Origin of the sequence: Gordonia sp. JH63 (assembly GCF_009856645.1) — a bacterium.
Taxonomy (GTDB): Bacteria; Actinomycetota; Actinomycetes; order Mycobacteriales; family Mycobacteriaceae; genus Gordonia; species Gordonia hongkongensis.
On the sequence record NZ_CP047235.1, the window covers coordinates 2367195 to 2387259 of the forward strand.

At 65.9% G+C, this 20065-nt stretch carries 14 protein-coding genes; 6 read left to right on the top strand and 8 right to left on the bottom strand.

The window, feature by feature from the left end; all coding sequences use genetic code 11:
• The first annotated feature begins 47 nt into the window (after positions 1 to 47).
• A complete protein-coding gene (hemQ, locus tag GR168_RS10710; protein ID WP_058250316.1) occupies positions 48 to 743 on the top strand; it encodes a hydrogen peroxide-dependent heme synthase in 696 nt (231 codons plus the stop codon).
• A gap of 21 nt (positions 744 to 764) precedes the next feature.
• On the opposite strand, the gene msrB is transcribed toward hemQ, so the two are convergent.
• From msrB to GR168_RS10730, 4 genes are all read right to left on the bottom strand, one after another.
• Positions 765 to 1196 carry a peptide-methionine (R)-S-oxide reductase MsrB gene (gene msrB / locus GR168_RS10715; RefSeq protein ID WP_058250317.1) on the bottom strand — a complete coding sequence of 144 codons (432 nt, stop codon included), beginning with the start codon at positions 1194 to 1196 and terminating at the stop codon, positions 765 to 767.
• A gap of 41 nt (positions 1197 to 1237) precedes the next feature.
• On the bottom strand, positions 1238 to 2518 hold the full coding sequence (locus GR168_RS10720; RefSeq protein WP_159370695.1) for a glycosyltransferase family 87 protein: 1281 nt from the start codon (positions 2516 to 2518) through the stop codon (positions 1238 to 1240).
• 58 nt (positions 2519 to 2576) lie between these two features.
• Positions 2577 to 4187, bottom strand: coding sequence for an alpha/beta hydrolase (locus GR168_RS10725; RefSeq protein WP_159370696.1), 1611 nt, complete (start codon positions 4185 to 4187; stop codon positions 2577 to 2579).
• 78 nt (positions 4188 to 4265) lie between these two features.
• Positions 4266 to 5051 carry a pyrimidine reductase family protein gene (locus GR168_RS10730; RefSeq protein WP_159370697.1) on the bottom strand — a complete coding sequence of 262 codons (786 nt, stop codon included), beginning with the start codon at positions 5049 to 5051 and terminating at the stop codon, positions 4266 to 4268.
• Positions 5052 to 5086: 35 nt separating this feature from the next.
• Between GR168_RS10730 and zapE the strand changes: the two genes are divergently transcribed.
• Positions 5087 to 6100, top strand: a complete 1014-nt coding sequence (zapE, locus tag GR168_RS10735; protein ID WP_159370698.1) for a cell division protein ZapE — start codon at positions 5087 to 5089, stop codon at positions 6098 to 6100.
• A gap of 265 nt (positions 6101 to 6365) precedes the next feature.
• On the opposite strand, the gene GR168_RS10740 is transcribed toward zapE, so the two are convergent.
• The 4 genes from GR168_RS10740 to GR168_RS10755 form a co-directional block, all read right to left on the bottom strand.
• Entirely contained in the window at positions 6366 to 11648 is a 5283-nt protein-coding gene (locus GR168_RS10740; protein WP_159370699.1) for an Ig-like domain-containing protein, read from the bottom strand.
• Positions 11649 to 12599: 951 nt separating this feature from the next.
• Complete coding sequence (locus GR168_RS10745) at positions 12600 to 13175, bottom strand: GNAT family N-acetyltransferase (protein ID WP_159370700.1); 576 nt, start codon at positions 13173 to 13175, stop codon at positions 12600 to 12602.
• The gene (locus tag GR168_RS10750; protein ID WP_159370701.1) at positions 13172 to 13990 is read right to left on the bottom strand and encodes a sulfurtransferase; all 819 of its coding nucleotides are present in this window, start codon (positions 13988 to 13990) and stop codon (positions 13172 to 13174) included. Before GR168_RS10750 ends, GR168_RS10745 begins: the two co-directional genes overlap by 4 nt.
• A gap of 19 nt (positions 13991 to 14009) precedes the next feature.
• Positions 14010 to 15956: an NAD(P)/FAD-dependent oxidoreductase gene (locus GR168_RS10755; RefSeq protein WP_159370702.1), complete on the bottom strand. Its 1947-nt coding sequence runs from the start codon at positions 15954 to 15956 to the stop codon at positions 14010 to 14012.
• Between the two features lie 138 nt (positions 15957 to 16094).
• Between GR168_RS10755 and GR168_RS10760 the strand changes: the two genes are divergently transcribed.
• The 4 genes from GR168_RS10760 to GR168_RS10775 are packed head-to-tail and all read left to right on the top strand — an operon-like array spanning position 16095 to position 20056.
• Entirely contained in the window at positions 16095 to 16733 is a 639-nt protein-coding gene (locus GR168_RS10760) for a nitroreductase family protein (protein WP_159370703.1), read from the top strand.
• The gene (locus GR168_RS10765; RefSeq protein WP_159370704.1) at positions 16730 to 18340 is read left to right on the top strand and encodes a class I adenylate-forming enzyme family protein; all 1611 of its coding nucleotides are present in this window, start codon (positions 16730 to 16732) and stop codon (positions 18338 to 18340) included. Before GR168_RS10760 ends, GR168_RS10765 begins: the two co-directional genes overlap by 4 nt.
• Positions 18321 to 18965 carry a TetR/AcrR family transcriptional regulator gene (locus GR168_RS10770; RefSeq protein ID WP_159370705.1) on the top strand — a complete coding sequence of 215 codons (645 nt, stop codon included), beginning with the start codon at positions 18321 to 18323 and terminating at the stop codon, positions 18963 to 18965. Before GR168_RS10765 ends, GR168_RS10770 begins: the two co-directional genes overlap by 20 nt.
• Positions 18962 to 20056, top strand: coding sequence for a CaiB/BaiF CoA-transferase family protein (locus GR168_RS10775; RefSeq protein ID WP_159370706.1), 1095 nt, complete (start codon positions 18962 to 18964; stop codon positions 20054 to 20056). The genes GR168_RS10770 and GR168_RS10775 overlap by 4 nt, the downstream gene beginning before the upstream one ends.
• Positions 20057 to 20065: the final 9 nt, after the last annotated feature.

Below are 20065 nucleotides of genomic sequence, written 5' to 3' on the forward strand. Positions count from 1 at the left end.
CTGACCTGCCTGGTCGCCGGGTGGGCGCCGGTGGCACGATGGCATCCATGAGCCGCTTGGATTACGCAGAACTCAACTCGACGATCCGCTACCTGATGTTCTCGGTGTTCGCGGTCCGCCCAGGTGAACTGGGTGCTGATCGCGATCAGGCCAAATCCGACGCCGCGGACTTCTTCAAGTCCCTCGAGGACACCGGCGTCGTCGTCCGCGGTGTCTACGACGTGTCGGGTCTGCGCGCCGACGCCGACTTCATGATCTGGTGGCACGCCGAGGACGTCGAGCCGATCCAGGCCGCCTACGCGAAGTTCCGCCGCGAGACCGTTCTGGGACGGGCGTGCAACGCGGTGTGGAGCAACGTCGCGCTGCACCGGCCCGCCGAGTTCAACAAGAGCCACATCCCGGCGTTCCTCGCGGGCGAGGACCCCGGCAACTACATCTGCGTGTACCCGTTCGTGCGGTCCTATGAGTGGTACCTGCTGCCCGACGAGGAGCGGCGCAAGATGCTCGCCGACCACGGGAAGGCAGCGCGTGCGTACAAGGACGTCCGCGCCAACACGGTGTCGTCGTTCGCGCTGGGCGACTACGAGTGGCTGCTGGCCTTCGAGGCGCCGGAGCTGCACCGCATCGTCGATCTCATGCGTGATCTGCGCGCCACGGAGGCGCGGATGCACGTGCGCGAGGAGACCCCGTTCTTCACCGGACCGCGGGTCGAGGTGCCGGCGCTGATCGACGCCCTGCCCTGAGCCGCGCCGAGGGACCGGCCGCTACTCGGCCGGTTCCAGCGTCAGGCTGATGGAGTTGATGCAGTAGCGCAGGTCGGTGGGGGTGTCGTAGCCCTCACCGGCGAAGACGTGGCCGAGGTGGCTCTTGCAGTTCGCGCAGAGCACCTCGACGCGCCGCATGCCCAACGAGTTGTCCTCGACCTCGATGATCTTGTCGCCGGCGAGCGGGGAGAAGAACGACGGCCAGCCGCAGTGCGATTCGAACTTCTGCTCGCTACGGAACAGTTCGGTGTTGCAGGCGCGGCACCGGTAGATGCCGACTGTCTTGGTGTCGGTGTATTCACCGGTGAACGGCGCCTCGGTGCCGGCCTGGCGGAGGACACGGTATTCGGCGGGAGTCAGGCGCTGCCGCCACTGCTCGTCGGTGAGTTCGGCGAGATTCTCGGCGTCGGTCGACGGGGTGCTGTCGGTCATGTCCTCCACGGTAGCGCGCTGCCGGACCGGCTTTGGCAGCACTATTTCGACAGGCCCACGGTCTCGCTCGTGGAAGTCGTGGTCTCGGTGGCGGGGATGCTCGGCGCGTCGGTCTCCGAGCGGACCGGCGGCACCATGCCGGCCACCCCGTCGGACCGCATGTCGAGATAGCGGAACAGCAGCGAGCAGAACACCGCGATCATCAGGAGTGACCAACCCCAGGTGACCTTGTTGTACTCGACCATCCAGCCGAACGCCGTCCAGCGGTCGGAGTAGAAACCGTCGAAGGTCATGCACCCGTAGACACCGAGCCAGGCGGGCCAGTTGCGCATCGGCGATCCGGGCAGCAGCACCGTCATCAGGAGCGGGAACAGGAGCATCGAGTAGTAGCCCTGGCCGAGCGAACCGACGAGGAAGGTCGTGCACAGCAGCACCCCAGACGATGCCGTGATCCACAGCAGTTCGTTGGTCTTGCGGTAGTAGCGGTACAGGAACCACAGCGAGAACGCGGCCATCGCGACGAAGGCGACGCGGAGCAGTAGTACCAGCCAGGGTGCGACGCCGAAGTATGCGCCGTTGCCGGCGATCGAGCTGTTGTAGTAGTCGCGCGCCTCGCCGAGGTACGGGACGGTTCGGCTGATGAAGTCGTTCGCGTCGACCGACAGGGGCCAGGCGACGATCGTCAGGACGACCGGAACCACGATGGCGAGCGCGAACACCCGCCACTGCCGGTTGAGCAGCGGGAGCAGCATGAGCGGCGCCAGCACCGGTTTCACCGCGAGGGTGAGGCCCATCGGCACGCCCGCCCACCAGTCGTGCCGGTTGAGCATCAGCATCAGGAAGGCGAGGAGGCCGAGGAGCACGAACGAGTTGAAGTTCGTGAAGATCAGTGTGTGCGAGACGGTCTCGGTGCTGAAGAAGAAGAACAGGACCGTCGGCATGACCCACGAGTCGAGGGCGTAGCCGAACATCCGGGTGAGCAGGTAGGAGCAGATGAGAAGCGCGATGACGCTGACGGCGATGAAGGCCCAGCGGGCGCGCTCGTAGTCGATGATCGCCACGGGCGCCATCAGCAGGGTGCCCGACGGCGGGTAGAGGTAGTGCGGGTCGACGGTGGCGTAGTTCTCGCCGTAGACCGGCAGGTTGTTCAGGAAGTTGTAGGCGGCGGCGTACACCGGCTTGAAGTCGTCGGTGCGGTCACCGTTGACACCCAGGAACACCGAGCGGTGCACGACCATGAGCAGGCTGATCGGCCACAGGACCATCGGGATGATCCGTTGAGCACTCATCGGGGGATAGAGATACCTGTCGAGATTGGCCACCCGCGAACCGTACTACGCGCGCCGCCGAGCTCAGAACCGTGCGGCGTGGTCCGGGGACTCAGGTGGGGCAGCCCCGCTGGGTCGGACCCTGCAGCGGCGCCCGATCGACGTACTCCGCGACGACCCCGGCGGCGCACGCACTGCGTCCCAGGACCGAATAGCCCAGGCCGTCCCAGGTGACGGTCACCGGTTCGGCCTCGGCGTTCATGAACAGCGGCACGAGAGCATTGGCTCCCTCGCCACCGTTGATCGGGTCGCGCGTCCCGTTGAGGATCAACGGGTCGGCGGGCAGCGACGTGGGTGGCCGGACCGGATTGCCCGACGCCCAGCCGTTGCACCGAACGAGTGACAGCGCACTGTTCGCGCCGGTGAGGGGGTTCTGCTTGGACCACGCGTCCACCAGACCCGGCACCTCGTTCTGTCCGACCGGGCCGGTCACATCGTTGCAGCGGGACACCAGGGCGCCGTCGGGGAGCCGCAGGGTCGCGGCGCGATCGGCGAGCCGGACCAGCGCCGCGGTCTGGCCGCGGTCGGCAGCTGCGATGGCATCTGCGAGGTCGAGCAACGATTGCGGGCGGTCCGGCGCCAGGGCCAGGGTCGTGGTGATCGCCTCGAGCGCGGCCGTGTCGGAGAGCGACTCGAGGTCGCCCGCCCGTGCCTTGCCCAGCATGCGGGTCATCGTCGCGACCCCGTTGGACCCGAGCGCGCAGCCCGGTAACGCCGAGCACCGCTGTGCGAAGCCCTGGAGCGCCACCTGGACGCCCCGCGCCTGGGACTGTGCGCGATCCCGGGCGTTCGCGCCGAACGGGGTCGGGGTGTCGAGGATGATCCGCCCGGCACGTCCGCCGTACAGGGACGCGTAGGTGAGCACGACGTCGGAACCCTCACCGGTGCCGATGAGCCCGAGATGTTCGACGCCCCAGCGCTGCCGCAGGGACTCGAGGTCCGCGGCGGCGTTCGCGGCCCCGAAACTCAGTTGGTAGGGGGTGAGCGTCTCCGTGCACCCGTCCGAGGCCGATGACGCGGCCGTGGACAGGCGCGAGATCCGCGCGTCCGTCGTCGTGGCGCGGTTGACGAGGCCGTTGTTGGCGATCGTCGTGCGTTCCAGTCGGGTCATGCAGTCGATGTCGCTGCTGAGCGGGATGCCGCGGTGGTCGACCGCGACCACGGGGTGCGAGGAGAGGAACGCCCGGCCCGGGCCGGCGGTCATCACCATCAGCGTCCGCGACGACGGCAGATCGGAACCGGAGGTGAGGACGAGCGGCGCGGCGTCGGGTGGCGTGTCCGCGGTGCGGGCGCGAGTCACCGCGATCGACACGACCTCGCCGTCGGGTTGGTCGCGGTCGATGGGCGAGTCGTATTCGGCGCATTCGATCGTCACGCCGTCCGGACGGGGCACCCCGTATCGTTCGCTCGTCTCGGCGGCGCACTCGCTCCACTCGAGATCGGTCTTCGGCACCGCGAGCGCGGGGGCGGGGGGAGCGGTCGACGACGACGGTGCCGGTCCCTCCTGACCGCCGCCGCCCGGGATCAGGTCGGGGCCACGGTCGGGACCGACGGCACAAGAGGACAGGACGATCGCCGCGATCACGCCGGCGACCACACCCGCGAGAGCCCTCGGGCGGGAGTTCGGTGCTGCGCCGACGGCCGGGGTGTGCGCTCTTGGCATGTCCGCGAGCGTAGTCAACGAATCCGCGAGGACGCTCGAGCCGGGTGTCGGTTGAGTCCCGGACCGGGAGCGGACAGCTCACCGGGTGGACGGGCGGCCGTCGCGGACCCAGCGGGTGAACACGAACCCGTCGTCATCGGTCATGATCGACGCCGGGTGCAGTGCGCGCAGGACCGCCGCCCCCTCGTCGGTGACCGCGATGCGGCCGGCGATCCCGCCGACGAGGTGCGGGCTCGTGGTCAGACACAGCTCGTCCACGGCATCGGCTGCCACGAGCGAACCGAGCAGACTCGGACCGCCCTCGCAGAGCACCCGGGACCATCCGCGAACACCGCAGTGCTCCAGGATGGCTGCGGTCGACACGGCGTCGTCGCCGCAGTCCACCAGCGTCGCGCCGGCATCGAGCAGAGCCCGCCGGCGATCGGCGGGCGCGCTCGAACAGGTGAGGACGACGGTGTTCTCGTGGGACACGGGCTCGAAGTCGGGCGGTATCGACAGCGACCGGGACACGAGCGCGAGTGCCGGGGCGGGCGCCTGCCCCAGCGATCGCCGGACTGCGGCGAGGGCGTCGTCGGGTGCGGGTTGCCCATATCCCTCGGTGGTCGCCGTGCCCGCACCCACGAGGACGACGTCGGCGAGCCCTCGCAGCACGCGGAACACGGCTTTGTCGCCGGGACCGCCGAGACCGCCGGACTTGCCGTCGACGGTGACCGCACCGTCGATCGACGACACCATGTTCGCCCGCACGAACGGCGCGCCGTCGTCCGGATCCGTGGACGATCGAGGGGGGTACGAGTAGAGCTCGGCCAGCCGGACCAGCTCGTCCTCGGATGTGACCTGGGTCGCTTTCTGCAGGTGGAACATGCGTTCATCATTCCGCGCCTGGCTACTCTCCACACATGGTGGCCCGACTCTGCGATCGCAACCCTGCGACCTCGCCCGACGCACTCATCGACGAGATGGTGCCCCCGTCGACCTTCGACGACGTGAGCTTCGACTCCTACATCCCCGACCCCAACGAGCCGTCGCAGGCCGAGGCGGTGGCCAAGGCGCGCGACTTCGTGGCGCGGGCGTCGAAGGCGCGCTCGGGCAAGAAGGGCCTGTTCTCCCGGAAGGCGCCGTCCCAGGGCGTCGGTCTGTATCTCGACGGCGGCTTCGGCGTCGGCAAGACCCACCTGCTGGCGTCGATCTACCACTCGATGCCCGCACCGAAGTCGTTCGCCACGTTCGTCGAGGTCACACACGTGGTCGGCGCGCTGGGCTTCGTGAATGCCGTCGAGCGGCTCTCACAGCACACGGTGCTGTGTATCGACGAGTTCGAACTCGACGACCCGGGCGACACGATGCTCGTCTCCCGGCTGCTGACCGAACTCACCGCCAAGGGCGTGTCGATCGTCGCCACCTCCAACACGCTCCCCGGCCAGCTGGGGGAGGGCCGGTTCGCCGCCCAGGACTTCCTACGGGAGATCCGCAAGCTGTCCTCGGTGTTCGAGACGATCCGCGTCGACGGTCCCGATTATCGTCACCGCGATCTGCCGCCGGCGCCGGAGCCGCGCAGCGAGTCCGAACTGACCGAGATCGCCGAGTCCACCGACGGCGCGACCCTCGACGACTTCGACGCACTGTGCGACCACCTCAGCACCCTGCACCCGTCGAAGTACAAGGATCTCGTCGACGGCGTCTCCCTGGTCTGCATCTCTGGGGTGCACCCGGCCGAGGACCAGTCGGTCGCCCTGCGCCTGGTGGTGCTCGCCGACCGTCTTTACGACGCCCACATCCCGGTGACCGTCTCGGGCGCGAAGCTCGACGAGATCTTCACCGAGGAGATGCTCGCCGGCGGTTACCGCAAGAAGTACCTACGCGCCACGTCGCGCCTGCTGGCTCTCTCGCGGTTCGCGGAGTCGGCGGCCTGACATCTGGGCCGACGCGTCAGTCGGCCCGCACGCTGTGGAATTGTCAATGTCCCCGCACGGTAACGGATTTCGGCGCCGCGGCGACAAACTGCCGGATGCGTGTTGCAGAGGTTGTCGCAGGGTTCGGTGAATCAGGCTGCGTCGCGCGTGGTGCGCCGGTTGTAGGCGAATGGAGGTCTACGCATGGGGTAAGCCTGGTCGAGGATTAGGCCGAGCACGTCGGCGCGTCGCTGGGTGGGGGAGCACCACTGAAGCCAGCGGAGAGTTACACCGCTGGGCTACGCTTGTGCACAATCAATGGAACCTGTTGAAGGGCCAACTCTCCATTGACGTCAACGATGTCCTGGTAGGTCTGTACCTCCCCACTCAGGACGGCACCGCCAGCGATCACCACCGACTTGAGAACCACTCCGCCGGGGGTAGCCGCCGTCATGGCCTGACTTGCGTACGTGACCCCTTGATCGAAAGCGGCGAGGTTGCGTTGCAGCTCGGCTTGCATTTCCTGCACATTCTCCAGGTCCTCGACCTCGAAGTCCCGCTGAGTCTTTTCCAGTGGCGGTGAACCGTTGGTGAAACCTCCGCTGGAGGGTCCAGCTCCGGGCCCAAAGAATTCGGTGGGGAACTCACCTGGACGCACGAATGCCAATGTGTAGGAGGTGAACCCGTCGTAGCTGGGGTAGTCTACGCGGAAGTCAGCTGATGAGCCGATCTTCTGGTAGCCGACGACGTAGCCATTGGTGAATGTCCCGGGCGGGTTGTACAGATACAAGGCGTAGACATCGGGAATGACCGGAAGATCGGTTTCGGGGTCAATGACAAAGCTAGACACAGCGGGGTTCCGGGTAAGCCGCTGCATCGCGTAGTCCCATCCACAATCTGTCTCACACGGCTCATACGCCGGATAAGGGTCGCCTATGACGTCTCGACCGTTGTCGAGAACTGCCGCCACAGTTTCGACGTGGTAATAGCCCGGCACACTGCCCAGCCAGCCCGCAGGCAAGGCTCTGAAGTCCATATACGGCATGTAGACAGCGACCTGGTTTCCCGGAGTGCCTGGCTCGCCGCCACCCGGTTCGCCACCACCGGGCTCTCCCGCTGGGTACTCGGCCAGGCTTTCAAGTGTCGGCACGATCGGAACGACCACTGGAACGGAGACAGTCCCACCCTTTTTGTCGTCCACGAGAACTGTGAACCAGGCAGCTGGTGCGTCTTCCGAAGCTTCGGTTGCGTAGTCTCGCGCGATGTCGGACGGTGTGAATTGGAACCGGCCGGTGGGACCAACATTAAACTGGCCAAGCGCGGTCGATGACGAGCCACGGAAGCGGAGGTCGTCCCCATTGGCGTCGGCGACGTTGATGCGGCCAGTTACGACTCCGCTGACGACGTCCACAGAATCGATGGTTACTCCGTTCAGCACCGGCGCCGTGTTGTGGTCATCGACAACCGGAGTGATCGGGACCAGGACTCTTCCTGTGGCCCTGCCGCCACGATTGTCGGTCACAATAACCGTGAAGACACCAAGATCCTCCCCATAAGTTGAAGCAGCCGAATACCGAGCCTCTGCAGAGGGCAGGAATCGGAAGGTGCCATCCGGATCGAGTTCGAACGAGTCGGCGTCGAACACCGAACCCCACAGGCGATACTTCAGGGGGTCACCGTCGGGATCGACGGCGCCCACGCTTCCAGTGACCAACCCAGTTTGCGGGTCGATGCTGATGATTGTCGGAGCTATTGTTGGAGAACGGTTTTCTTGAACAGCCGGAACGATCAGATTCACTACTGCGCTCGCCGTGGGGCCATCGCCCGGCCGATGAATGTGTTGCGTTGTCCCTGCCTCGGTCGCGACGAGCGTGAATGTATCCAAGCCTGAATGGCCTTCAAATGGTGTATATAGCCACTGGCCCGTCGATGGATCGATGCTGACAACCCCACGCGACGGTGCTCCCGTTCCGGATGTGGGGACCGAATAGACGAGCGGGTCGCCGTCGGGATCGTTGCCGCCTGCAGTGCCGGCAATCCTGCCGCTCGAGTCGGCCGGCCCGACGACGGGTGCCAATGTCGGCGACGAATTGGCAAACAGGCGTTGCACATTGTTGTTGACAGCAGAGGCGAAGGCCCACAGGAAATCGTTCTGGAACAGCCCACCCGGGCCGATGATCGGGGCGAGTGCGTTGGTGATCGTGTTAAGGAATCTAACCGGGATTGCCACCAGGTTCTGCACGAGCGCCTGAGCCTGCTGTTGTCCGGGTGTGGTGGGTTGGTCCGGAACCACATTTGTGTACACCACCTGCGTCACCTCGGTGACACCGCCCAAACCGTCGTCCGCAACGAGGGTGAAGCCATCCGCCAGGATGTCCTCCTCAGCGTGCTCGGCACTCGGTGTGTAAGTGAATGTTCCGTCGGCGTTTGCCGTCAGGATGCCGAATTCTGGTGACGTGTCGACACTGACTGTCACCGTGTCGCCATCCGGGTCGATTGTGGTCACCGTGTAGTTGGTGGAACCCGAGACCTCGTCAGTGGACACCGGCACGATCAGGATTGTTGGTGCCTCATTCTGTTGTGCCACCGCCACATCAGTCGTAATCGGAACGTGTCCGCCATGCCCATCATTCACGATCACCACGAACGTGTCCGAGTAGTCGTGGAGGTGACGATATCCTGCGTCAGGCGTGTAGGTGATGGTCTGGCTGGCGGAGTCCATCACAACCACGCCGTGGGCAGGAAGTTGATCGACGGACATCGTCACCTGGTCGTTGTCGGCATCGCTCGACAAGAGCCGATAGGTGATCGCACCCGTTTCGGGATTCGTCTGGCCAGCAACAAGATTCGCGGTAGGAAACGTGTTCTCAGGGGTGATTGAAACTTGGACGGTCTGGCGTGCTGTGCCCCCTCGCGGGTCTCGGACGATGACCGTGAAGCTGTCTTCAATCGAGTTGGCTGCTGCATGATGGGCGATTCCGGGCAGCGGCGTGTAGGTGTACACACCTTCAGTGGTGCGGGTGACTGTGCCATACAGTCCGTCGACGGCGGAATATGCCAGCACCTCACCGTCTGCGTCGGTTGCATGAACAGTCCAGGTATACGGCGGCGAACCCGCGACGACCGAGGTGATCACAGGTGCGGTGTTCTCCGGATCGCCGGGAGGAATGTAATACGGGATCGAGCTCAGATCGGCATTCAGCTCGCCGTTCTCGAAGAGAAGTGATCCGTATGTGGTCGGACCACCAGGCGCACGCGGCCCTTGGATATCGAATGTCACCTGAGCATCGTCGTCGGCGGGTATCGCAAACGATTCAGTCTCACCAGCAGATACTATGACGAACCCAGTGATCAGCGGGCCATTTTCGTCGACCTCATATACGGTAACCGCGATCGGATCGTCACCGTCGTTGTGCAGCACCAGCCGTTGTCCGCCCGGGTCGGCGGACGGGAAGTATTCATAGCCCAAACCGTTTTGCGTGCCATCGAGACTCTCGACGACCAGCGTCTGCTGCTCGGTGGTGGTGCGTGGCCAATCGCTGTCGTGTGGATCGAAGAAGGTGTCGTCAGGATCCGCGGTCGTCCAATCGACACGACTTCTGTCTGACACATTGACGAAGCGTTGGGTGAAGCGGGTGATGACGTCGCTGTCGTCGTCGACGAACTCATACCGGTCAGTCACAGCAACGGATCCTAAGGCGACGATCCGGCCAGTCCCCTCCTCACGAGGCCCTTGAAAATACAGTCCACTGTATCCGTAGTCGTCGATCGGGTAGTAGCCCGCGCCGTTCGGCAGTGGCCGATCCGCGTCCGGGCCGACCATTCCGGTCGTCGGCATCGCGAATGTCTGTGACTCGCCGGGCGCGAGTACTACTCCCTCAACCCAATATCCGTTGATCCCGTGCAGCACATAGATCGGCTTGCCTCCAGTGTTGGTGACAGTGGCAGTGTCCGATGCCCCGTCCGAGCTCTCGGCCAGACTGACGTCCACACCGTCGAACAGCGTCACGTACTCGTAGCTCGGTACGAACTGCGGATCGAACTCGTCATCGGAGTCAGCTGGGATCGGGAAGGGCCCCGAGCCCGGTGGTATGAGGACTTCGTCATCCATCGGGTCCCAGAAGTCCTCCTCCATTCCAACGAAATCCGGTCGCTTGACCTCAATACCCTGGCCGACAGCGACGCCGTACCTGATCTCCACCGATCCGAGCGCGACAGGCTGGCCGGTGACGGCGCGAGGCGCTTGGACCATATAAGTCCAATCGCCGTCCTCCGGTGTCACGAATATCCGCGATCCTGATGGCCCAACGACCACGAAATCATAAGGCGCCGTTGAGTAATTGTCGGCAGTGTTCACGACCCCGATCGGTTGGTCACTGTCGTTGTGGATGGTGAGTACCCCACCAACCCAGCTGTAGGTGACTCCCGAAGCATCACCGCTCATCCACCCGTCGTCGGAGACAACTTCGGGCGGATTCCAGAATTGGTCACCCGCGTCGAGACCTGCCCAGTCGGTTCGAGCGCCCGTACGCGGCAGAGTGCTGATGAAGTTTCCCTGCCCGTCCGACGAGATCACGCCCGCACTCACCCCGGTGTGGGATTCATCGGCAAGCCTGGGTAACTGCACTTGCAACGATGTCGGCTCGTTCACGCCAAAAGACTCGGACTGCCCGGCGCCGACGATGTAGAGCGTCTGTGTTGCCGGGTCCGACGCCCGCACGACCAAGATCCCGATTGGCGTCGATTCACCATTGGTGATGACGATCGATTCCTCGGAATGCAACGCAGTGACCGCGTGGGCGGATGTGGTGATGCGGTCTGCGGTTTCCCAGTCCGCGTCTCCGGGATCGAGAAACATACCGGGATCGCCATCGGACGCCGCAGCCAGAACCAAACTCACTGGAGCGAGAAGGAAGCTTGTCTCCGCTGTCTCCTCCGCGAGCGTCGCCTGCGGTTGAGCGGGCGTTTCGACCGGCGCGAACAATCCGTAATAGTCGCTGCCATCGGCTCGGCTGCGGCGATTGAGAACAGCGACTGCCATCGCACTCTGATTGAGCAGAAAGAGCGCCTCGGCACCCAGGTTGCGCAGCAGGCGCTCGAGCCCGGCTACCCCGGCGAGTGGTGAAGCCTCGTTCGGCGCGGCGCGTACGAGGGTATCCCCGTCGACACCTGAGCGAACGTTGTCAATCCACTCTGAGACCGCCTCCCGGCGCTCATGGATTGCAGTTCGGCGTTCCTCAGCGGCTGCCCGAAGCTGCGCCTGCACACGGGCCGCGTGCCGCTCAACTGCCGCAACCTGCCCTGTTGGCAACTGCCTGACCTTCTCTGCCGAGAAGGGCGCGTCCGGGTTCTTGTCAGGAGGGACCGAGATGGCAGCAGAAGAGCCAACTGGCGATGAGGCTTCTGGCAGCAACGAGGTTTCCAGCGGCGACGAGATTACCGGTGGTTCCGTGGCAGTGGTGGATTGGCTATCCGGTTCAGGAAGGCTTGTTGGTGCATCTGAAGCTTGGGGCCCTGCTGTTCCAGCTTCGACCTCGACCGTCGGTGGGTCCGCTTCATGCTGAGGCACAGTAGTCTGTGGCTCCGGCAGTCTCTCAGCCTCACCGACGATAGGCGACTCGCCCTCGGCGCTCGGTGTGTGGTCCGCCGCCCCACTGTCACCGATCTGTTCGACAGACGATGTTTCCTGAGGCGTGGATTCTGGAGCCTCGCCATCGTCGGCTGATGCGACACACACCGGTGCCGCAAACCAGAGAGCGACTGCGATTCCGGACGCAGCCGCAACGCGGCGAGTCCGATTCAACTGACGAATTGAAGATTTTGACATCAGCGCGTCTCAGTTTCGTGAGTAGACGGAGTAAAGGAAAACAGAAGTGCCCTGTGGCCGCTGAACCGAGATCGTTAATCGGGATCGAACTTTAGCACGACAGCGGGGTCGTCGTCGGCGATTGTGGACTTTGGTGAAAGAATTTTGGTTCCCTACACAAGCTTATAGTCCGTTTCGTAATGCTAACGAAAGATGCTGTCGCCGAATGCTTCTCGGAAGTGCGCATTCGGCTGCTTGCGCACGGTGTGACACCGGGGTGCTGCCTACGTTCCGCCGTGCCCTCCATCGTTCTTTCTCGGCCCACATCAGGTGGATCAGGGCTCGAGCCTCGATCTTTCGTGAGCGGGGTGGCGGTCTCGTTCAGGATCCGGAGTGGTGGTCTGCGGGTCGGATCTCAGTTCGTAACCATGTGAGCCGAGCGTCGGTGGGTGTCGGGTTCGGCCTCTGAGGTGCAGATGTTCTTTCTGGGTTGCAGGTCTGTTTGGACTGATAGTCAGTGTGTAGCAGGAAGTGTTGCGAGCCTTGCTATCTCGTTGAAAAGCAGATCGATGTGCGACCCACCCCGGAACGGGTCCCTTCGACGAGAGGTTATCGCTGCCGGCCGTCGGCGGTCCTGCATTCTCAGGCGTTCTGGGGAAGGATGCCGTCGCTGGTAGTAGGTCGTGCTGCGCGATCGCCTACCGAGCCGCCGGTTCACAGCCTCTGCGTGAACACGTAATCGTGCTCGACGCTCTCCCCGAGGGTGAACGTCTTCACTCCGGCGCGGGTGAAACCCATCTTCGAGTAGAACCGCTGGGCGCGGGCGTTGAGCTGGTTGACACCCAGCCAGATCAGCGAGCTGCCGTGCGACCGTGCGCGATCGAGCGCGGCACCCATGAGCAGGTGAGACGGAGTCGCGCCCTGCCGCGAATGATGGTCGCGCAGCACGTACATCTTCGAGATCTCGCTGACCGGACGCTCGGTCACGACCGCACGCACGTCGGGGTGCGTCGGGTCGCGATGGATCACCAGCGCGTAGCCGAGGATCGGTCCGCCGACACCGTCGCGCGCGACCAGGACATCTGCAGTCGGATCGGCGATGTGATCACGAAAGTTGTTCTCCCGCAGGTTGTCGGCGACGAAATTCTCGATGTCGGCCGGTGCGGCGTGCGGCGGGCACGCGAGCGGGAACGTGATGGCGGCGACCTCGGCGACCCCCGCCGCCGCTGCGGGGTCGGTCACGACCTCGACGGTGACATCGGCGAGGTCGGCGACACCGGGATCGCTCACGACAGCGGGCGAGCCGGATCGGCGGTCCAGGCGTTCATCGATCCGTCGTACACTGCGACGTCGTCGCGTCCGAGGCTGTGCAGCGCGAAAGCCGCTGCGGTGGCCGCGATCCCGCCGCCGCAGTACGTGACAGGGCGTACCGACGGGTCGAGGGCGCCGACGTCTGCGAACAGTTCGCGCAGCTCCTCGAGCGGCCGGAGGCGCCCCGCGTCGTCGACCAGTTCGGCGAACGGCACGTTGACACTGCCGGGAATGTGGCCGCCCGCGAACGATTCCCGGTCGAGCGCGTTGACCAGCAGGACGGAGGACTCGCCGGTGGCGGCCGCGACCTCGTCGGTGGAAACGATCCGCTGGGGCCGGCGGCGCGGGGTGAACGATGCCGGGGTGGTCGTGACCTCGCCGGTCTCGACCGGGAGGCCGGCCGCGGTCCAGGCGCCGTACCCGCCGTCGAGGACGAGCACGTCGTCGAAGCCCTCGAGTCCGAACTGCCACCACAGGCGCGTGGCCCAGATGCCGTTGGCGGTGTCGTACACGACGACGGTGGAGTCGTCGCCGATGCCGAGGCGGCCGACCGCGTCGGCGAAACGCGCGGAGTCTGCTGCGGCGAACGGTGCTTCGCCGTCGGGGTCGCTGAGGTCGGTGATCTGATCGGCGAACACCGCGCCGGGCAGGTGCCCGGTCAGATAGGTCTCCCGACCGGAGGCGACGTGTGCGCCGTCGGCATCGAAGGTCAGATGGACGGTGGCGTCGACGATGCGGAGATTCTCCTCGCCGAGGCGGGCGGCGAGATCGGTGGCGGAGATGAGGGGCGTCATGACAGCCACGGTAGTCCCGTCAGTCGCCGAGGGGTTCGGCGACGAAATCGTCGAGGTCGACACTGCGCGTCCGCGCCCAGTAGTCGACGATCCGCCACGGCAGGACGGCGACGACGCGTCCGTCGGGGTTGCGATACCAATTGGTCATCGCCGGATGCGTCCACACCATCTGCGCGTGGGCGCGGTCGACGGCGTCGTTGTACTCCTCGGTGACGTCCCGCCGGACTTCCAGTGCGCCCAGCCGGTTCTCGATCATCGCGCGCAGGGCGTCGCAGACATAGCGCACCTGGTACTCGAGGATGCTGATGAAGCTGCCGCCGTGTCCCAGTGCGGTGTTCGGTCCGGTGAGGATGAACAGGTTGGGGAAGTCGGGCGCCGTGATCCCGAGGTAGGCGTACGCGTCGTGATCACCCCACGCCTCGACGGTGTTCTGCCCGCTGCGTCCGACGATGTCCATGGGGTAGAGGTAGCGGTCGCTGTGGAATCCGGTCGCGAACACGATGACGTCGAAGTCGTGGGCGGTGCCGGTGCCGTCGACGAGTCCATCGGAGGTGACCCGTTCGACGCCGTGCGGTACCAGCTCGACGTTCGGCCTGCGCAGCATGTGAAACCAGCCGTTGTCCAACAGCATCCGTTTGCCGAAGGGCGGGTAGTCGGGAGTCGACAGGTCGATGAGGTCGTCGCGGTCGCCCAGTTCGGTGCGCAGGTAGCGCAGGTAGAACTCGCGGTGACCGTGATTGACGGCGTTGATCGACGCGGTCGGCTCGGGCCACTCCGGGTCGATGCGCAGGGTCGAGTGGACCTTGTCGTTGAAGATCCACGACAGCCGTGCGCGGTACCACTCCCGGTACCCGGGGAGGTTGTCCATCAGCCAGTGCACGTCGTCGCCGACCGGCGCGAAATAGTCGTCGTTCGGCGCGATCCACTGCGGTGAGCGCTGGAAGATCGTCAGCGATCCGACCCGATCGGCGATGGCCGGCCCGATCTGCATCGCGCTGGCACCGGACCCGACGATGGCGACCCGTTTGCCGGTGAGCGCACCGGGCTCGTCGAGTTCGTCGGGCCACTGTGCGGAATGGAAGATCGGACCGGCGAAGTCGCCCATCCCCGGGAGCTCGGGAAGCTTGGGGCGGTTGAGGAGACCGACCGCGCTGATCAGGATCCGGGCGGTCAGGGTGTCCTGGTGGCCCTCGCGGTCACGGACGTGGACCGTCCAGCGCTGGGTCTCGGCGTCGTAGGCAGCCGAGAGGACCTCGGTGCCGAAGCGGACGCGGTCGCGCACCGCGTGCCGGTCGGCGAAGGCCTGCAGGTAGCCCTGCACCTCGTCGCGCTTGCCGAAGTGCGTGGACCACGGGTGGTCGAAGGACGAGATCGAGTACAGGTAGCTCGGCGTGTCCACGCCGGCGCCGGGGTAGCGGTTCTCGTACCACGAGCCGCCGACCTCGTCGTTCTTCTCCAGCACGGTGTGCTCGACGCCGGCTTCGGCGAGTTGCGTGGAGATCAGCATGCCGGCCACACCGGCGCCGATGACCAATGCGTCCATCGACGTGGCGAGATCGTCGGGCAACGCCGGCAGATGTGTGTCCCGGAGGTCGCCGCGGACGATCTCGGTCATCATCGGCGCGAATTCCGGGGCCACCTGCTCGCCCGCGGTGAACGACATCAACGATGCGACGAGTGCCTCGTCGGCCGGCTTCCGCGCGGGCCGGCCGTGGTCGTACCAGTCCTCGAGGGCGTCGACGACCGCCGCGCGGATCTCCTGCTGGACGTCCTCTCCGAGCCCGCCCGAGGAGTTGTCGTCCATGCCTCGGCTCCGCGTCGGGCGGTATCGATCGGCCATCCACCGGTGGTCACCCGTCATCTCCACGAGGACCGCGAGCAGGGTCGGGATGTTGCCCGCCGCCACGAATGCCCGGATCTCCGCTGTGGTCGGGCGCGTCTCCGGACGCAGCGAAACAGATGTCATAACTAAAACTAACCATTGTTAGTAGTGCGACGTCAATACCGCCTTCAACTCCGTCTGACGGCTCTTGACGACCAAAGCCGGCTGTGTCACCGTGTCCTCAGTCATACTAACAACGGTTAGTCAGCACGGAGGATTGACATGGATCTCAGCGAGGCAATGCGCACGACGGGCACCTGCCGCTACTTCAGCGACCGTCCGGTGGAGGACGAGGTGCTGTACCGGGCGTTCGACGACGCGCGATTCGGCCCGCAGGGCGGCAACCGCCAACCCGTCCGTTGGGTTGTCGTCCGCGACGAGGTGACCAAGAAGGCCCTCGCCGACCTCTACCTTCCGTTCTGGGAGGGCTACTACGCCGCGGTTGTGGAGGGCTCGAAGAAGGTCGGCGCCATCCCCAAGACAGTGGAGAGCGCCAACTATTTCGCGCACCACCTCGCCGAGGTGCCCGCCCTGATCGTGGTGTGCGCCGAGATGGACGGACTGCACCCGACCGACCATGAGCTCGGCAGGCTGAGCGTCGTCGGCGGTGCGTCGATCTACCCGAGCGTCCAGAACCTCACCCTCGCGCTTCGGCAGCAAGGCGTGGCCACTGCGCTGACGACCCTGCTGTGCGCTGCCGAGAACCAGGTGAAGGACCTCCTCGGCATCCCCGAGGGTTATCTCACCGCCGCCCACATCGCCGTCGGTTATCCGCGTGACGACTTCCCGCGCAAGCTGTCCCGGACTCCGGTCGAGGAGATCGCCTTCCTCGACCGCTTCGACAACCGGATGTTCGCGTGAGCGCCCCCGCCGTGAACCCCTCGACGCGCACTCTCTCTCCCGCACAGACCTCGATGCTGGGCCGGGCCACGATCGGTGACCAGCTGCGTCGCCTGGCCCGGTCCCAGGGTTCGACACCGGCGATCGTGGCCTACGACGCGCAGGGCGGCCGCACATCGACGTCGTACGCGGAGCTGAACACGATGGCCAACCGGGTCGCCCATGTGCTGCTCGACCTCGGCGTCGGGCGCGGGGATCGCGTTGCGGTGATGAGTCGTAACCGGGTCGAGACGGTCGCCACCTACTACGGCGCCCTCAAGGTCGGTGCCGCGTATTCCGGCGTCAGTCCCATGTTCCGGGAGGGCGAGGTCGCCCAGCAGCTCCGGCACCTGGAACCGGCGGTGCTCGTCGTCGAGCAGCCGCTGTCCGCGTTGGCCGGCCCCATCGCGGACGGTCTGGGTATCTCGGTTCTCGTCGTCGGCGACGACGAGGCGAACTCGTGGAACTCGTTCGACGAGTCCGTCGCGGCGGCTGACGATTCCGAACCCGACTGCGAGGTCGACGAACACGACCTCGCGATGATCGTCTACACCAGTGGCACCGAGTCGACGCCGAAGGGCGTCGAGATCGCCCATCGGAACTACCTCATCTCCACCTCGCCGGCGTACACGTGGGGGCTGCGCTGCCGCAACGACGACGTGTGGCTCTACGTGATGCCGTTCCACACGATCGCCGGGATCGGCTCGCTGACCTCGTTGACGCTGCTGGGCGCCACCCTGGTGCTGCCCGCCGCGGTCGACCCGGCGACGGCGTTGCGGATGATCCGCGACGAGAAGATCTCGGTGCTGGCCCAGACGCCGACCTTCTTCATCGCGCTCGCCAACCACCCCGACTTCGGGGCCGACACCGTCGGTTCGGTGCGCCGCTGCCTGACCTACGGCGGTCAGGTGTCGCCGCACGCGGTCGACGCGTGGGCCGCGGCGACCCCGGAATCGGTCTGGGGTACCTACTGGGGACAGTCCGAACTCACCCAGCTCGGCTCCGTCGGCTGGTTCCGGCGGCTCGAGGACGTGCCGGACCAGGACCCGACCTGGATCGGCAAACCGGTCGGGCACCTGGAGGTCCGGGTCGTCGACGCCGACGGCAACGACGCCGAAGAGGGCGAACTCCTCTGCCGCACACCGTCGGTCATGCTCGGCTACCACAAGGACCCCGAGCGCACCGCGCAGGTCTTCGAGGGTGGCTGGGTGCACACCGGTGACATCGTCCGCATCGATGCGGAGGGCAACCTGTTCTTCCGCGACCGGCGCAAGGACATGATCAAGACCGGCGGGTTCAACGTCGCATCGCAAGAGGTCGAGCGTGTCCTGCAGGCGCACCCCGACGTCGAGCGCGCCGCCGTCGTGGGGCTTCCGGACCCTTATTGGTCGGAGGCCGTCACCGGCTTCGTGGTCCTGCGCGCGGGTGCGGAGGTGAACGGCGACGACATCCGTGAGTACTGCCGCACCGACCTGGCAAAGTACAAGGTGCCCAAAGAGGTCCACGTCGTCGACGCACTGCCGACCGACGCCCAGGGCAAACTGCTCAAGCGCGAGTTGAGGAAGGCCTATGGAACCGGTCAGGGCTGAGGACGACGCCGTTTCGGCAGCCGACGATCAGCGGCAGCGAACAGATCGACGGCCACGCCGGCGCCGCGACGAGATCGTCGAGGCCGCCGCGGGATACTTCGCCGAACACGGATACTCCAACGCCGGGATGCGTGACATCGCGCAGGCGGTCGGCATGCGGGGCGCGAGCCTCTACAACCACTTCCAGTCCAAGGAGGAGATCCTCTACGCGATCGCCCTGCGGATGACCGAGGATCCGCAGCAGGACCTGTTGCTGCTCGACGGCGAAGGCGGTCCCGTCGAGCGGTTGACCAACCTGATCGAGGCGCATGTCCGGCGGTTGGCGCGACACCGGGTGGAACACCTTGTCGCCCTTCGGGAATTGTCGGCGCTGACACCCGAGCACCGACGGGTGGTCACCGACTATCGGAAGTACTACCAGCGTCGAATTCGCGATGTGATCGCCGCCGGCGCCCGACTGGGGCTGTTCGAGGTCCGCGACCCACACCAGTCGGCGATCGCGGTGCTGGACCTGATGAACGGGATCAGCTGGTGGCTGAACGACTCTCACGATGTCGACCAGTTGGTCCGCGACTACGTCGACTTCACTATCGGTGGCGTTCTCCACCATAGTCCGACGTCGTGAGCGGACCACTCGCCGGCGTGCGGGTGGTCGAGATGCCCGGACTCGGGCCGACCCCGCACGCCTGCATGCTGCTCGCCGACCTCGGCGCCGACGTCATCCGGATCCGGCGGCCCGGCCCCGATCTGCCCGGGCCCGACGGTATCCCGGATGCCGACGCCGGTCTGTACCGGTCGCGACGCACGGTCGACGCCGACGTCAAGGACCCCGACGACGTGGCCCGCATCCGAGAGCTGATCCGGCGCGCCGACATCGTCGTGGAGGGCTTCCGTCCGGGCGTGATGGAACGCCTCGGCCTGGGTCCCGAGATCTGCTCCGACGCACCGCAACTCATCTACGCGCGCATGACCGGGTGGGGTCAGGACGGGGATCGTGCCGCGAGCGCCGGACATGACATCAACTACCTGGCGGTCACCGGCGTGCTCGAGGCGATGGGTCCGGCCGGCGCCCCGCCGGTGCCACCGCTCTCGCTCGTCGGCGACTTCGGCGGGGGATCGATGCTGCTCGTCGTCGGCGTGCTGGCCGCTCTGCACGACCGCGCGCGGACCGGCCGGGGCCAGGTCATCGATGCCGCCATGGTCGACGGTGCCGGACTGCTCGGCGCGCTGCAGTGGTCGTGGAAGGCCGCCGGACGCTGGGGTTCTCGGGACCAGGGCAATCTGCTCGACGGCTCGGCGCCGTTCTACGCGACGTACCGGTGCGCCGACGACAAGTTCGTCGCCGTTGGCGCGCTCGAGGAGAAGTTCTGGCGGAACCTGATCGACACCCTCGGCATCGGCGACCTGCCCGACCGGTGGGACCGTGCCGCGTGGCCGGTGATCAGCGCGGCACTGCAAGCCCGCTTCGGGTCGCGTACGCGCGACGAGTGGGGGAGTGTGTTCGACGGTGTGGACGCCTGCGTGACACCAGTTCTCGACTTCGACGAGGCCGCCGCAGACCCGGTCGCGGTGCAACGCGGTTCTTTCGTGCGCGTCGACGACGCAATCGCCCCCGCACCGGCACCGCGGTTCTCGCGGACCGTGTTGCCGGCTCCCTCCGCGCCGTCGGCGGCGTCTTTGGGGGAAATCGTCGGCGAGTGGTCGGCGGGCAACTGAAAGGCCGAT